Source organism: Weizmannia sp. FSL W8-0676, assembly GCF_038593015.1.
Lineage (GTDB): Bacteria > Bacillota > Bacilli > Bacillales > Bacillaceae_C > Weizmannia > Weizmannia coagulans.
The window spans coordinates 1,992,810-2,009,082 of sequence record NZ_CP151954.1 but is presented as its reverse complement, the minus strand read 5'-3'; the positions used below and the strand labels follow the sequence as shown (position 1 = coordinate 2,009,082).

At 50.7% G+C, this 16,273-nt stretch carries 12 protein-coding genes; 11 read left to right on the top strand and 1 reads right to left on the bottom strand.

Going from position 1 to position 16,273, the window contains the following annotated elements; genetic code table 11:
• Positions 1–254 precede the first annotated feature (254 nt).
• The 4 genes from clpX (at position 255) to yihA (ending at position 6,397) form a co-directional block, all read left to right on the top strand.
• Positions 255–1,523, top strand: a complete 1,269-nt coding sequence (clpX, locus tag NST20_RS09905; protein ID WP_017553803.1) for an ATP-dependent protease ATP-binding subunit ClpX — start codon at positions 255–257, stop codon at positions 1,521–1,523.
• A gap of 291 nt (positions 1,524–1,814) precedes the next feature.
• The gene (gene lonB, locus NST20_RS09900; RefSeq protein WP_029142255.1) at positions 1,815–3,452 is read left to right on the top strand and encodes an ATP-dependent protease LonB; all 1,638 of its coding nucleotides are present in this window, start codon (positions 1,815–1,817) and stop codon (positions 3,450–3,452) included.
• 39 nt (positions 3,453–3,491) lie between these two features.
• Positions 3,492–5,816 (top strand): endopeptidase La, encoded by a 2,325-nt coding sequence (lon, locus tag NST20_RS09895; protein ID WP_019720885.1) that lies wholly within the window; start codon positions 3,492–3,494, stop codon positions 5,814–5,816.
• Positions 5,813–6,397: a ribosome biogenesis GTP-binding protein YihA/YsxC gene (gene yihA / locus NST20_RS09890; protein ID WP_258921363.1), complete on the top strand. Its 585-nt coding sequence runs from the start codon at positions 5,813–5,815 to the stop codon at positions 6,395–6,397. Before lon ends, yihA begins: the two co-directional genes overlap by 4 nt.
• 181 nt (positions 6,398–6,578) lie before the next feature.
• On the opposite strand, the gene NST20_RS09885 is transcribed toward yihA, so the two are convergent.
• On the bottom strand, positions 6,579–7,073 hold the full coding sequence (locus tag NST20_RS09885; RefSeq protein WP_315958518.1) for a DUF5668 domain-containing protein: 495 nt from the start codon (positions 7,071–7,073) through the stop codon (positions 6,579–6,581).
• Between the two features lie 186 nt (positions 7,074–7,259).
• On the opposite strand from NST20_RS09885, the gene hemA reads away from it, so the two are divergent.
• From hemA to NST20_RS09850, 7 genes are all read left to right on the top strand, one after another.
• Positions 7,260–8,591, top strand: coding sequence for a glutamyl-tRNA reductase (gene hemA / locus NST20_RS09880; protein WP_342399376.1), 1,332 nt, complete (start codon positions 7,260–7,262; stop codon positions 8,589–8,591).
• A gap of 15 nt (positions 8,592–8,606) precedes the next feature.
• The gene (gene ccsA / locus NST20_RS09875; protein ID WP_342399375.1) at positions 8,607–9,431 is read left to right on the top strand and encodes a cytochrome c biogenesis protein CcsA; all 825 of its coding nucleotides are present in this window, start codon (positions 8,607–8,609) and stop codon (positions 9,429–9,431) included.
• A 12-nt stretch (positions 9,432–9,443) separates the two neighbouring features.
• Positions 9,444–10,376 (top strand): hydroxymethylbilane synthase, encoded by a 933-nt coding sequence (hemC, locus tag NST20_RS09870; protein WP_342399374.1) that lies wholly within the window; start codon positions 9,444–9,446, stop codon positions 10,374–10,376.
• Positions 10,373–11,161, top strand: a complete 789-nt coding sequence (locus tag NST20_RS09865; protein WP_315958515.1) for a uroporphyrinogen-III synthase — start codon at positions 10,373–10,375, stop codon at positions 11,159–11,161. Before hemC ends, NST20_RS09865 begins: the two co-directional genes overlap by 4 nt.
• A gap of 211 nt (positions 11,162–11,372) precedes the next feature.
• The gene (gene hemB / locus NST20_RS09860; protein ID WP_342399373.1) at positions 11,373–12,350 is read left to right on the top strand and encodes a porphobilinogen synthase; all 978 of its coding nucleotides are present in this window, start codon (positions 11,373–11,375) and stop codon (positions 12,348–12,350) included.
• 15 nt (positions 12,351–12,365) lie between these two features.
• Positions 12,366–13,655, top strand: a complete 1,290-nt coding sequence (gene hemL, locus NST20_RS09855; RefSeq protein WP_013859833.1) for a glutamate-1-semialdehyde 2,1-aminomutase — start codon at positions 12,366–12,368, stop codon at positions 13,653–13,655.
• Between the two features lie 311 nt (positions 13,656–13,966).
• Entirely contained in the window at positions 13,967–15,934 is a 1,968-nt protein-coding gene (locus NST20_RS09850; RefSeq protein WP_342399372.1) for a LysM peptidoglycan-binding domain-containing protein, read from the top strand.
• The last annotated feature ends 339 nt before the right edge of the window (positions 15,935–16,273 follow it).

Sequence of the window (16,273 nt, the reverse complement as noted above, 5' to 3'; positions counted from 1 at the left end):
GCGGTGCAATTTTTCAGGATGGAGAAGAATATTTGTCTGGTTTTTGGGAAAATCTGGAGTAGACAGGAATTTTACATATGCATGGAGAATGATATAAGCAGTTTATTTCCTGCCACCATAGTTTTGTGATACAATCCATATACAAATCACAGCAAAAGGGGTTTGTATAATGGTAAGCGGGAGTCATGAAGGGTCCCTGTTATTTCAGGAACTGCCAATGGAGTGGAAGAAGTACAATATAAGGGGTGAATGGAATGTTCAAATTCAGCGATGAAAAACAGCAGTTAAAATGTTCTTTCTGCGGAAAATCGCAGGACCAGGTGCGAAAATTGGTCGCTGGTCCGGGTGTGTATATATGTGATGAATGCATTGAATTGTGCACGGAAATTGTTGAAGAGGAATTTGGCACGGAAGAAGAAGTGGAATTCAAAGATATTCCGAAACCGCATGAAATCCGTGAAATTCTTTCGGAATATGTAATCGGCCAGGAACAGGCGAAAAAATCGCTTGCGGTTGCCGTATATAACCATTATAAACGGATTAATTCCAACAGCAAAATTGATGAAGTAGAGCTGGCAAAAAGCAATATTTGCTTAATCGGGCCGACGGGGAGCGGGAAAACGTTGCTTGCGCAAACGCTGGCACGCATTTTGAATGTGCCGTTTGCGATTGCCGATGCCACATCGCTGACGGAAGCCGGCTATGTTGGAGAAGACGTCGAAAATATTTTGTTAAAGCTGATCCAGGCGGCTGATTATGATGTGGAAAAAGCGGAAAAAGGCATCATCTATATTGATGAGATTGATAAAATTGCCCGTAAATCGGAAAACCCTTCGATTACGCGTGATGTTTCCGGAGAAGGCGTGCAGCAGGCGCTCCTGAAAATTTTGGAAGGCACGGTTGCGAGCGTTCCCCCTCAAGGAGGGCGCAAACATCCGCACCAGGAATTTATCCAGATTGACACAACCAATATTCTGTTTATTTGCGGCGGTGCGTTTGACGGCATCGACCAGATCATTAAACGCCGCCTCGGCAAAAAAGTGATCGGTTTCGGCACCGATTTAAAAAATGACGAACTCGATGAAAAATCGCTCCTGAAGCAGGTACTGCCGGAAGATTTGCTTTCTTTCGGGCTGATTCCGGAATTCATCGGCCGCCTTCCGGTCATTGCCACTTTGGAACAATTGGACGAAGAGGCATTGATTAAAATTTTGACCGAACCGAAAAATGCGCTGGTCAAGCAGTATAAAAAAATGTTGGAACTCGACCATGTAGAATTGGAATTCGAACAGGATGCACTGAAGGAAATCGCGAAAAAAGCGATCGAAAGAAAAACGGGTGCACGCGGCCTGCGTTCCATTATTGAAGGCATTATGCTCGATGTGATGTTCGACTTGCCGTCCCGGGAAGATATTAAAAAATGTATTGTCACAAAAGAATCCGTCCTGGACAAAGAATTCCCGCGGCTTGTGCTGAAAGACGGCACAGTCATTGAAGGCAGCGACCAGACAAAATCGGCATAAATAAAACGGAGCCGGGCTGCCCGCCGGCAATCCGGCGTGAACATTCTTTTTGAGCAGGAACCGGCCTCCGGCAGCAGGGTTAAATTCTCGGTATTGGCACAGCGCCGGCAAAATGAAAAGCGAAGCAGAATAAAGAAGCAAAGGGCGAGCGGTGCGCTTGCCCTTTTTTCTTCCACTTACCCGTTCCCGGTTTTCAGAAATCCCCGTTTATTCCCTCCGGCAGCCGGAGATACTAGGTAAATAAGGAAGCGGCATGATCAGGCTGCAACTGAAATGCTTGGAGGGAATAGGATGAATTGGACGGGGATTGCCTTATTGATCCAGTTATTTTTCGGGGTCATAATCGGGCTTTACTTTTGGAACTTGTTAAAAAGCCAAAAAACACAAAAAATGACGATAGACAGGGAATCGAAAAAAGAAATGGAACAGTTGCGGAAACTGCGGGAAATTTCTTTATCTGTGCCGCTTTCGGAACGCGTCCGCCCGGTAGCGTTCGCGGATATTGTGGGCCAGGAAGACGGCATTAAAGCGCTGCGGGCGGCGCTTTGCGGCCCGAACCCGCAACACTGTATCATTTACGGGCCGCCCGGTGTCGGCAAAACGGCAGCGGCCCGGCTTGTGCTTGAGGAAGCCAAAAAAAATCCGAAATCCCCTTTTCAACACGACGCTGTTTTTGTTGAACTGGATGCCACAACAGCCCGCTTTGATGAGAGGGGCATTGCCGATCCTTTAATCGGTTCCGTTCACGACCCGATCTACCAGGGGGCGGGCGCCATGGGTCAGGCCGGCATCCCGCAGCCGAAGCAGGGTGCGGTCACCTCTGCCCACGGCGGCGTCCTGTTTATTGATGAAATCGGGGAATTGCACCCGGTTCAAATGAATAAATTATTGAAAGTACTGGAAGACAGGAAAGTTTTTTTGGAAAGTGCGTATTACAATCCTGAAAACCGGGAAATTCCGCATCATATCCATGATATTTTCCAAAACGGGCTGCCTGCGGATTTCCGGCTGATCGGCGCAACGACCAGAACGCCGAACGAAATTCCGCCGGCCATCCGTTCGCGCTGCATGGAAGTGTTTTTTCGCGAACTTGACCGCAGCGAAATTAAACAGGTTGCAAAAAAGGCAGCTGATAAAATCCATATGGCAATCAGCGAAAACGGCCTGGACATTTTGGCGCAATATACCCAAAACGGCAGGGAAGCGGTCAATATGGTGCAAATTGCTGCAGGACTTGCGATCCAGGAAGGACAGGATTTTATCCGGGAGCAGGACCTGGAATGGGTGGCAACAGCCAGCCAGTTGTCGCCGCGCTATGAGAAAAGGGCCCCTGAACAGCCGGCGGCCGGCCTTGTCAACGGGCTTGCCGTAACCGGGCCGAACACAGGGATACTTCTTGAAATTGAAGTGGCGGCCATTCCGGCAAAAGAAAAGGGCAGCGTCAACATTACCGGGATTGTGGACGAAGAGAGCATCGGCGGCGAAGGGAAATCGGTCCGCAGAAAAAGCATGGCGAGAGGTTCCGCCGAAAACGTCATTACCGTTTTACGGACGATGGGTGTGCCCGCTGACCAGTATGACCTCCATGTCAATTTTCCGGGCGGGATTCCGGTTGACGGCCCTTCCGCCGGGATTGCGATGGCATGCGGCATTTATTCCGCCATTTATAAAATTCCTGTTGACCAGACAGCAGCCATGACAGGGGAAATCAGCCTGCACGGCAAGGTCAAACCGGTCGGCGGCGTGTATGCCAAAATAAAAGCAGCAAAACAGGCAGGCGCCAAAACGGTGATCATTCCTGCCGAAAACATGCAGGCCTCATTCAAGGAAATCACCGGCATTGCGATCGTTCCGGTCCGGCAGCTTGAAGAAGTCCTGGATATCGCATTAAAGAAACATTTTAATGACAATGCGCTCATAGGGGGTTAATGGATAGCCCTAAAGACGTATCGAGATAGGGGTGCTGAGATGACAACACAATCCGCATACACAGTTCCTTTGCTTCCTTTACGGGGGATTCTTGTGTATCCATCGATGGTTTTGCACTTGGACGTCGGCCGGGACTACTCTGTACAGGCCCTTGAAAACGCCATGATGCATGGCAGCGAAGTTTTCATGACGACACAAAAAGACGTTTCCATCGAAGAACCAAAACAGGAAGATTTATACCAAACCGGAACGCTCACAAAAGTGAACCAGATGATGAAACTGCAGAACGGGACCATCCGCGTGCTCGTGGAAGGCGTGCGGCGCGCAAAAATTGTATCTTTTGAAGATGAAGGCACCTTCTATTCCGTCGAAGTCGAAACATTTGATGAGCGGTTTCTGCCGGATGCAGAAACGGAAGCGTTGATGCGCACGATGCTCGAATTTTTCAATCAGTACATCAGCCAGTCGAAAAAAATTTCGGGTGAAACCTTCCAAGCGGTCTCCGATATGGAAGACGGGGGCAAGGCGGCCGATATTATCGCATCCCATTTGCCGCTCCGCCTTCCGCAAAAGCAGGACATTCTCGAAACGATTGACATAAAAGAAAGAATTCGAAAGCTGATCGGGCTGATCAAAAATGAACAGGAAATTTTGCAGCTTGAAAAAGAAATCAGCCAGCAAGTGAAAAAGTCGATGGAGCGGACGCAAAAAGAATATTATTTGCGGGAACAAATGAAAGCCATCCAGAAAGAACTCGGGGATAAAGAAGGCAAAACGGCGGAAGTGCATGAGCTGCGCGAAAAAATTCTGAATGCCGGCATGCCCGAGCATGTGGCCAATACCGCGTTCAAAGAATTGGACCGGTATGAAAAAATTCCGGCCGCTTCGTCTGAAAGCGCGGTGATCCGCAATTATTTGGACTGGCTGATCACGCTCCCGTGGTCGAACGCTACAGAAGATGACCTCAACGTCGCAAAAGCGGAAAAGATTTTGAACGAAGACCACTACGGCCTTGAAAAAGTGAAGGAGCGCGTCCTTGAATACCTGGCGGTGCAGCAGCTGACCCGGTCGATCAAGGGGCCGATCCTTTGCCTTGCCGGGCCTCCGGGTGTCGGGAAAACGAGCCTGGCACGGTCAATTGCAAAATCTTTGGGCAGAAAATTTGTCCGCGTTTCGCTCGGCGGCGTGAGGGACGAATCGGAAATCCGCGGCCACCGCAGAACATATGTCGGCGCAATGCCGGGGCGGATCATCCAGGGCATGAAAAAAGCCGGCACGATAAATCCGGTTTTTTTGCTCGATGAAATCGATAAAATGGCCAGCGACTTTCGCGGCGACCCCTCAGCAGCGATGCTTGAGGTGCTTGATCCGGAACAGAACCATGCGTTCAGCGACCATTTTATTGAAGAGCCGTATGATTTGTCGAAAGTGATGTTCATTGCAACGGCCAACGATCTGTCTGCAGTTCCCGGCCCTTTGCGCGACCGGATGGAAATCATTTCGATCTCCGGCTATACGGAATTGGAAAAAATTGAAATTGCCAAGTCCCATCTGCTCCCTAAGCAAATAAAAGAAAACGGGCTTGCCCGCAATCAGCTGAGGGTGGATGCGGAGGCTCTCCGCCTGATCGTGCGCCGCTATACGCGCGAAGCAGGCGTGCGCGGACTGGAACGGAGATTGGCCGAAGTTTGCAGGAAAACGGCGAAAGTCATTGTATCCGGGAAAAGAAAACGGGTCACGGTCTCAGCAAAAAATATCGTTGACTTTCTGGGAAAGCCGCTTTTCCATTACGGGCAGGCCGAAATGGAAGACCAGGTTGGCGTGGCGACCGGGCTTGCCTACACGACCGTCGGCGGCGATACACTTCAGATCGAAGTGTCGCTTTCACCGGGGAAAGGAAAGCTGGTCCTGACCGGAAAACTTGGGGATGTGATGAAAGAGTCCGCCCAGACCGCCTTCAGTTTTGTCCGCTCCAAAGCGGAAACACTCGGGCTTGCGCCGGATTTCCATGAAAAGTATGATATTCATATCCACGTTCCGGAAGGCGCTGTGCCGAAGGACGGCCCTTCTGCCGGGATCACGATTGCAACCGCCCTGATTTCCGCACTGACGAAGCATGCCGTGCATAAGGAAGTCGGGATGACAGGCGAAATCACCCTGCGCGGCAGAGTACTCCCGATCGGCGGATTGAAGGAAAAATCGCTCGGCGCACATAGAGCGGGGCTGAAAAAAATTATTATTCCGAAAGAAAATGAGAGAGATTTGGATGACATTCCGGAAAGCGTGCGCGGGGATCTCCATTTTTACCCGGTCACGCATATGGATGAAGTCATTGAAATTGCCATTGCAGGTGAGGAGAAATGAAAGTAACGGAGGCAGAACTGGTCATCAGCGCGGTGCGGCAGGAGCAATATCCAGAAGGGCATTTGCCGGAAATTGCGCTTGCCGGCCGGTCAAATGTGGGAAAGTCTTCCTTTATTAATAAAATGATCAACCGCAAAGCCCTTGCCCGGACCTCTTCCAAGCCGGGGAAAACCCAGACGCTGAACTTTTACAAAATCGAAAACAAATTGTACTTTGTCGACGTTCCCGGCTACGGGTTTGCGAAGGTGTCGAAAAAAGAACGGGAAAAATGGGGCCAGATGATTGAGGCGTACATGACATCAAGAAAACAGCTGAAGACGGTCGTGCTCATTGTGGATGTCCGGCATCCGCCGACAAACGACGACTGCCTGATGTACAATTTTTTAAAGTACTACAAAATCCCGTGTATCGTCGTGGCCACAAAAGCCGATAAAATCCCGAAAGGCAAATGGGCATCCCATTTGAAAACGGCAAAAGAAACGCTGAATCTGGAAAAAGAAGACGAAATCATTTTATTTTCATCTGAAACAGGAGAGGGGAAGGACAAAGTGTGGGCTTCCCTGATGGAAAGAATCAAGTGAATAAAAGCCCGGGGCCAGCATGTGGGCGCCGGGCTTTTCTGCAGGCTTCGGGCCCGCATCCGAAATAGTATTTATTCAGCCGGGCTTGTAGCGGCCCGTCCCCGGAATTTGCCGGTGGGAATCGCCTGGCCGTTTTTTTCGGGCGCACGGGCTGTTTGAATGCCCGGCTTTTACGGGCGGGTTATTTCCGCCCCCTTCTTTTCGCAAACAGCAGGTAGACGCCGATAACGACAAGCACGGCCGGCCAGAAATTGATCAGGGAAGAAACATTGTTCTCGACAAGGCCGAACCACTCCATCGCTTTATCGGAAAACAGGAGCAGGATGGACAGCACGAGAAACAGCAGGCCGTAAAACGTGCCATCCCCGGTTTTTTGCGAACGGAGCAAAAAACCGATGGCAATGATGAGAACAAAGACCCCGATATTGTCCGGCCAAATTGCGATTTTGCCGGCAAGGTGGAAGTGGAGGCCGAACCCGACGAGAATGACCCCCGGCAAAATCGATTCCTCGTCCCGGCCCCAGTAGCCTTCGCCTAAAAAAGCGAGCCCGACAATGATCAACAGCGTCGGCCATGTAAAGTAATCCTTCATGCCGGTAAGGTCAAAACGCTGCAAATAAAAATACAGGCCGAACCCGATCAGGATAATCGCGGAAAAAATTTTGCGGCTTTTCAATGGGACACACTTCTTTCCTTCAATCTAGTTGCTTGAAACCATCGCCTGTTTCTGCTATTTTACAGGTAGGAATGGTTATTATGCCAAATAGGAAAAACGAGCTTTTTTCTTTTATTCATCTTAACATAGATCAACATTCAATCCTATGCATTTGGCAAGATAAAATGGGGGTGCCGGAGGGCAACAATGAGAATACTTACTGTCGGTTTAAACTATAAATCTGCGCCGGTTGAAATCCGCGAACAGCTGTCATTTGATGAGGCGGACCTTGCGGATGCGATGGCGGCGCTGCAAAAGAAAAAGAGCATTTTGGAAAATGTCATCGTGTCTACATGCAACCGTACGGAAATTTATGCGGTCGCCGACCAGGCGCATACCGGGCGTTATTATATTAAAGATTTTTTGTCGGAATGGTTCGGGATAGATAAGGAAGCATTTGCCCCCTATCTGCTTATTTACGAAGACAACGAAGCCATTGCGCATTTGTTTAAAGTGATTTGCGGGCTTGACTCGATGGTGCTTGGCGAAACGCAAATTCTCGGGCAGGTGAGAGACAGTTTTCTGCTGGCCCAAGCATCCGGTTCAACCGGCACCATTTTTAACCGCCTGTTCAAAGATGCGGTTACACTGGCAAAAAAAGCCCATACAGAAACGGAAATTGCTTCCAATGCCGTTTCGGTCAGTTATGCGGCTGTGGAGCTTGCGAAGAAAATTTTCGGCGGCATGGCTGATAAAAAAGTGGCCATCATCGGCGCCGGCAAGATGGGCGAACTGGCTGTGGAAAACATTCACGGCAGCGGCGCCACCCGGATTACCGTCATCAACCGGACGCCGGAAAAAGCCGGGCGCCTTGCCGCACGCTTCCATGGCGAGGCACTCGGGCTGTCATCTTTGGAAACCGCGCTTTTGGATGCGGATATCGCGATCACCTCCACTTCGGCAAAAGAGTACGTCCTTACAGCAGATATGCTGAAACCCATTGAAAAGAAACGGAACGGGCGCCCGCTGCTGCTTGTGGATATTGCCGTGCCGCGCAATATTGATCCGGAAGCCGCGTCCCTTGAATCCGTTTTCCTGTATGATATTGACGACCTGGAAGGCATCGTGGAATCCAATCTGAAAGAACGGGAAAAAGCCGCCCGGCAGATTGCGGACATGATTTCCGATGCCGTTTGCGCATTCAATGAATGGGTCCATACACTCGGAGTGGTGCCGGTGATCACGGCGCTCCGGGAAAAAGCGCTCGCGATCCAGGCGGAAACGATGAAAAGCATTGAACGGAAGCTGCCGGACTTAACAGAACGCGAACGGAAAGTCATCAGCAAACATACAAAAAGCATCATCAACCAGATGCTGAAAGATCCGATTCTGCAGGCAAAAGAAATGGCGGGTTCGCCGGATGCAGCCCGGAATCTGGAACTGTTCCGCCAAATTTTCAATTTAGAAACAGAGACGGGGCAAGCGGAGCCGGCAGCCGAAATGGCGCGGCATGCAGTCCGCCCGTCCTATTCGGGTTAACTGGAGAGCCCGGCAATGTATGCCGTATGGACGGACAGGCTGCATGAAGGCATGATTTTGCTTTATGCCGCCAGTATTTTGCTTTATTTTCTTGACTTTCTCCACCGGAACCGGAAGGCCAACAAGGCTGCCTTCCGTTTTCTTTCCGTTGTCTGGGCATTGCAGACTTTGATATTTATCTTGTATATGGCCCACACCAGACGGTTCCCTGTCTTGACATTGTCTGAGGGGCTTTATTTTTATGCATGGGCATTGCTGACGCTGTCTCTGGCCCTGAACCGCCTGCTGCGCGTTGACTTTACCGTGTTTTTTACAAACGTCATCGGCTTTTTCATCATGACGGTCCACGCTTTTGCGCCGGGGAAGGTCTCACAAGGAGCAGGGAGAAGGGTATCGGAACTTTTGCTCATGCATATTACGATGACGCTGATCGCTTACGTGCTGTTTTCCCTGTCCTTTGTCTTTTCCATTCTGTATTTATTACAATATAAGTGGCTGAAGGAAAAGAAATGGAGCCACAGAATCTGGCGCCTGAATGATCTGGCAAAACTGGAGCGGCTTTCGAAATGGATGAATGCCATTGCGGTCCCGGTCCTTTTGCTCGGGCTGATTCTCGGGTTGGAATGGGCATACTTGCGGCTTCCGGCCATTCACTGGTTCGATCCGAAAATTGTCGGTTCGTTTGCCGTGCTGCTTGTATACAGTTTTCTCCTGTATGCCGGCGAACGCCGCCGCATGTTCGGAAAAACACTGGCTTACTGGAATACGGCCGCTTTTTTGATCATTTTGATTAACTTTTTTCTAATTACGGGATTATCGGATTTTCATTTGTATTATTAGGAGGATTGCCGGATGAGAACAATTGTCGTAGGGTCGAGGCGGAGCAAACTTGCCCTGACGCAGACGAAATGGGTGGTGGCGAAGCTTGAACAGCTCGGGCTGCCTTTTCGTTTTGAAATCAAGGAAATCACCACAAAGGGCGATAAAGTGCTCGATGTCACCCTGTCCAAAGTCGGCGGGAAAGGCCTGTTTGTCAAAGAAATTGAAGATGCCATGCTGCATCATGAAATTGACATGGCTGTACATAGCATGAAAGATGTGCCGGCTGTGCTTCCGGACGGGCTTGTGATCGGCTGCATTCCGGAGCGCGAAGATGTGCGGGACGCATTGATTTCCAAAAATGGCACCCCTTTTTCCGGCCTTAAGGAAGGGGCGGTTGTCGGGACAAGCAGCCTCCGCCGCGGCGCCCAGCTGCTTGCCGTAAGAAGCGATATCCGGATTAAGTCTGTTCGCGGCAATATTGATACAAGGCTGGAAAAATTAAAAAACGGGGATTACGATGCGATCGTCCTCGCGGCAGCCGGTTTAAAACGGATGGGCTGGAGTGCGGACACCGTCACCGAATTTTTTGACCCGGATATTTGCCTGCCTGCAATCGGACAGGGCGCGCTGGCTGTCGAATGCCGCGCTGATGACGGGGAACTGCTCGATGCGCTCCGGGAGCTTGAGAGCGCAGAAACGGCGGAAACAGTAAGGGCGGAGCGCGTCTTCCTTGATAAAATGGAAGGCGGTTGCCAGGTACCGATTGCCGGCCTTGCAAAGAAAACGGCAGAAGGCATTTCCCTCACGGCCCTTGTCGCCTCCCCTGATGGCAAAACGGTTTACAAAGAAACGGTTGTCTCCCACAACCCGGTAACAGCCGGAGAAAAGGCGGCAGAAATTTTAAGCCGGCAGGGGGCAAAGGCGCTGATTGAACAAGTGAAAGCGGAGCTCGGGCAGTCATGACGGCAAACGGGCCTTTAAGCGGAAAAAACATTCTGGTCACAAGAGGCGGAAAAGACGGCGAAAAGCTCGCAGCACAAATTGAAGCGCTCGGCGGCACCCCTTTTGTCGTCCCGATGGTTGCCTTCCGTGCATATGCCGACCCGTCCGCACCTGTATTTTTGCGAAAACTGCCGGCATACGACTGGGTTGTGTTTACAAGCAAAAACGGGGTCCGTTATTTTTTGGAAGCATGCAGCCGTGCGGGTATAGCATGTGAGCATTTGAACATAAACTGGGCAGCCGTGGGGAAAAAGACGGCTGCCTGTATGGAACAGTCCGGTTTAAAGGTTTCCTTTGCGCCCGGGAAGTTTACGGCAAAAGATTTTGCCCGGGAATTTATGCGGAGCGGGCACCGTGCAGGCCGCGTCCTTCTCCCGAAAGGAAACCTGGCCGGGACAGAAATTGCGGATTTTCTAAGAAAAAGCGGTATAATAGCAGAGGAATGGATTGTCTATGAAACGTATATGCCAGAAGGGGCAAAAGAAAAGCTTGCCCGCTTGCTCGGGCGGGAAACAATCGATTTTGCCCTGTTTTTAAGCCCGTCCGCCTTCCGCCATTTTAAAGGCGCGCTTGAGGAAAACGGCATAGATATCGCGGGGCTTTCAACCCGGATCGCAGTAATCGGCCCTTCAACCAGGCAGGCAGTGGAAAAAGCCGGAAGCCGTGCAGCGGTTTGCCCGGATGAATACACCGTCGGGGCCATGCTTGGGGCATTATGCGATTTTGTCCGTTTAGAAGAAAAATAGCAAGAAACCGGCACGAACCCGGGATTGAAGCGGCCGGCCTGACAGACGGTTGCCGTGCATGGTTTGCCCGGGGGACAGCCGGGCGACGCTTGACCGCAAAGAAAAAATAGAAAAAGCGGGATTTGCCCGCCGCCGCAATCATCGCCAACAAGCCGGCCCGTCGTGCATATGCAATGCATTGCGGCATTCTACCAGTTTAGGAGGAAATAAAATGAAAGATTTGCAGTTTGCCCGCCACCGCAGGCTCCGCCAAAGCGCCAATATGCGGGCTTTGGTGCGCGAAACGAATGTAACAGTGAACGACTTGATTTATCCGATTTTTGCTGTTGAAGGCGAAAATGTTAAAAATGAAATTGCTTCGATGCCGGGTGTGTACCACTGGTCGCTGGACCGCCTCCATGAAATCATGGATGAAGTTGTTTCCCTCGGCATCAAATCCGTCATTTTATTCGGCGTACCGAACCATAAGGATGCAACCGGAACGGAAGCGTACCACGACCACGGCATCGTCCAGGAAGCCATCCGTTTCATCAAAAAAAATTACCCGAATATCATTGTCATCGCTGATACCTGCCTGTGCGAATATACCGATCACGGCCATTGCGGCGTTGTGGAAGACGGGAAAATTTTAAACGACCCGAGCCTTGACCTGCTTGCGAAAACGGCGGTCAGCCAGGCAAAAGCAGGCGCTGATATCATTGCGCCTTCGAATATGATGGACGGATTTGTCACAGCGATTCGCAAAGGGCTTGATGAAGCAGGCTTTGAAGATGTGCCGATCATGAGTTATGCGGTCAAATACGCATCCGCTTTTTACGGCCCGTTCCGCGAAGCCGCTGACAGCACCCCTGCTTTCGGGGACCGGAAAACCTACCAGATGGATCCGGCCAACCGGCTCGAAGCATTGCGTGAAGCGCAGTCGGATGTGGAAGAAGGGGCGGATTTTCTGATCGTAAAACCGACGCTTTCTTATCTTGATATCGTCCGTGATGTGCGGAATGAATTCCGCCTTCCAGTTGTCGGGTATAATGTGAGCGGAGAGTATTCCATGGTAAAAGGCGCTGCACAAAACGGCTGGATTGATGAAAAAGCGATTGTTCTTGAAATGATCACAAGCATGAAACGCGCCGGCTGCGATCTCATCATTACCTATTTTTCACTCGATATTGCCCGCTGGCTTGCGGAATAAACGGGAGGTTGAAAGATGCGCTCATATGAAAACTCAATCGAAGCATACAAAGAAGCGGTCACATTAATGCCGGGCGGGGTGAACAGCCCTGTCCGTGCCTTTAAAGCGGTCGGCATGAACCCGATTTTTATGGACCACGGCAAAGGCGCAAAAATTTATGATATTGACGGAAATGAATATATTGATTACGTGCTGTCATGGGGGCCGCTCATCCTTGGCCATGCCAATCCCAAAGTCGTGGATGCCCTGAAAAAAACGGCTGAAAAAGGGACGAGTTTCGGCACGCCGACGATCATGGAAAATAAACTGGCGTCACTCGTGAAAGAACGCGTGCCGTCGATTGAAATTGTCCGCATGGTCTCATCCGGTACGGAAGCCACGATGAGTGCTTTGCGCCTGGCAAGAGGTTATACAGGCCGGAATAAAATTTTAAAATTCGAAGGCAGCTACCATGGACATGGCGATTCGCTCCTGATCAAAGCAGGGTCGGGCGTTGCTACACTGGGTTTGCCGGACAGCCCCGGCGTGCCGCTCGGGATCGCGCAAAACACGATTGCCGTCCCGTACAATGATCTGGAAGCCGTTCGTTCGGCATTCGAGCAGTACGGGGAGGATATTGCCTGCATCATCGTCGAACCGGTTGCCGGCAATATGGGCGTTGTTCCGCCGAAGCCCGGCTTTTTGCAAGGGTTGCGCGATGTCACATCAGCATACGGCGCCCTCCTGATCTTTGATGAAGTGATGACCGGTTTCCGTGTCGACTATCACTGTGCACAAGGCTATTTTGATGTAACGCCTGATTTGACCTGCCTCGGCAAAGTAATCGGCGGCGGCCTTCCTGTCGGCGCATTTGGCGGACGGGCCGACATTATGGAAAAAATTGCACCGACCGGGCCTGTTTACCAGGCAGGGACTTTGTCCGGCAACCCGCTTGCGATGACGGCGGGATATGAAACATTGCGGCAGTTAACACCTGAAACGTATGCAGCGTTCAGGCGAAAAGCAGACCGCCTCGAACAGGGCTTTCATGAGGCAGCGGTGAAATACGACATCCCGCATACCATTAACCGGGCGGGATCGATGATTGGCATCTTTTTCACCAATGAAGAAGTCAATAATTTTGCATCAGCAAGAACTTCGGATTTGGATCTGTTTGCCCGCTACTACCGTGGCATGGCAGAAAACGGCATTTTCCTCCCGCCGTCCCAATTCGAAGGCATCTTCCTGTCTGCCGCGCATACGGATGACGATATTGACCGTACCGTCGAAGCAGCAGAAAAAACATTTAAGGCAATCCGCGGGTAAATCCTGCGGCTATGAACCGGCAAGTCCGAAAACGGATGAGCCGGTTTTTTGCGTTTTGTCCGCTGCGGGTGAGAGAAACGGCAATAAGGGAAAGCATGCTGGGTGCCCTGCGGTTTTTGAATGGGTAACTTTGAAAACGGATGGCCAGTTTTTACCGATCTTTCACCGCATCCAATATTGTAGCAGAAAAGCCATTCAAGTGATTTGCGGATGCTGCGGTTTTTTTTGCGATCATAAAAACCCCGATTGCTTCATACAGTGTAAATGACATATTCATTGGGATTTGGAGGAATTGAAGGGAGGAACCCGCTTTGCCGCAAAATCAATCGTCCATACGATTTTCATTAGAAGAATTGATTTGGTTTAAAAAAGGACAGGAAGTTGAAGAACTTTTATCGATATCATTGGATCCTCATATCACCATACAGGAATTGGAGCAGTATGTCGTGATCAAAGGCAATCTCTATTTATCCGGGGAGTACATTGGTTGCGGGGAAGAAGAAGGGGAAGATGTGCTGTTCAGGAAGTATGTGCAGGCGGTCGAGTACCGGGAAGAAGACGGCATATTTGAATTTTACCAATCTTTCCCAGTAGACGTTACCATTCCAAAGACAAGAATTGCGGATATTGAGGAGCTGGACGTCAATATAGAAGGTTTTGACTATCAGTTTCACGGAACCGATTGTTTAAAAATCAATGCGGATATTGCGATTGAGGGAATATTGCAAGACGGGGATGAGGAAGAAGACGAAGCAGAAACAGCGCCATACCCGGATTTAAACGGCAGGGAAACATATTTGGATGAGCCGGACGCAGCATATCAGGCGCCTTTCAGCCATTCCGAATGGGGCTTGGCGGAACAAGAAGAAGAGAGCGCCGAACTGCCCCGCCATTTTATGGAAGAAGCGGAAAGCTTTGAAGAAGTGCCTTTTCGTGCAGATGAGGAAAAGGCAGAAGAGGATGAATCTCACGCTGACCCGGAATTGTATACGCCTTTTACAATTGAATCGCGTGTGGTGCCGGAAGAATCGGTTGCTCAGCCGGAACCGTTCACAAACGAACTGAATGTATTGGAACCGGTCGAACTGCCAGAAGAGGAGGAGGAGAGCCTCTTGCCGGAAACAGGCGGAAAAAGGCCGGAAAGTGCTTCATGGCAGGCAGAAACAGCCGCGCCGGTACGGGATGAATGGCATGCGGAGCCGGGGTTTTCCGGAAAAAACGAATCTGCCTCGTTGGCGGAAAGTGAACCAGTGCAGAATGAATGGCATTTCGAAGCGGACTTTCCTGGTAAAAACGAGTCGGCATCGTTGGCGGAAAGCGGAGTGGTGCAGGACGAATGGCAGGCAGATCCTGAGTTACCTGGTAAAAATGAATCGGCATCGTTGGCGGAGAGCGGAGTGGCGCGGGATGAGTGGCACGCGGAGCCGGGGTTTTCCGGAAAAAACGAATCGGCATCGTTGGCGGAAAGTGAACCAGTGCAGAATGAATGGCATTTCGAAGCGGACTTTCCTGGAAAAAACGAGTCGGCATCGTTGGCGGAAAGTGAACCGGCGCAGGACGAATGGCAGGCCGGCCCGGAGTTACCTGATAAAAATGAGTCTGCATCGTTGGCGGAAAGCGGAGTGGCGCGGGATGAATGGCATGCGGAACCGGAGTTTTCCAGCAAAAACGAACCGGCATCAATAGCAGAAAGCGAATCAGTGCGGAATGAATGGCAGGCAGATCCGGTACGGGACGAATGGCATCCTGATCAGGAATTGTCCGGAGAAACCGCATCCGTGTCCCGGACGGAGAGCAAAACGGCGCTGAATGAAGAATCTCTTGAGCCGGACGATTCCAGGAAGACTGAACCTGTTTTCCGGATTGAGAGCAAAGCAATGGAAGATGAATCTTCTGCTTATCTCAAGCAAGAATCGCCTGAAAAATACGAATCCTCTTCTGAAGCCGGCGGCGAAACGATGGTGGAAGAGTCGCCTGAAAGCGAAGGAAAAACAGAGGAAGAGCCGGAAGAAAAGGATTCGGCTGCCAAGAAGAAAAAGAAGCAAAAATACGAATCCATTTCACTTGCCGACTTTTTTGCCCGGAGAGATGAAGAAAAGCCTGCCAAGTTAAAGGTTTGCATCGTCCAAAGCGGGGAGACGCTCGACCAGCTTGCTGAAAAATACAATATCCATGTCCAGCAGATTTTAAGGATGAACCATTTGGAAGTGAACCAGGATGTGTATGAGGGGCAAGTGCTGTACGTTCCCGCCAACGCGCGCGCCGAAAAAAATCACTGAGCCCGGGCATTCACAGGCACGGGCGTCCAGGTGAAGATGCATTGGCATTCAGAGCCTGCGTTAACATAGAATTGACCGCGTAAAGGAAGCGTGCAAAATATGCGTATTCCTTACTCAGAGTGTGTTTCCGTGAAGGAAGCGTGCAAAAGCGGGGCCTTCCCTAACCCGGCGTGCGCCTGTGTGAAGGAAGCAGGCAAAACTTAGCGTCTTCCTTAGCCTAAAGCGGTCTATGTTCAGGCATCAAGCAAAATGAAAGTCTTCCTAACCCGGAAGGCGCCTGCGTCCAAGCCGCGGCGAATGCGGCGCCAGCGGGGAATGAAAATGAGCAAGCGCCTATTT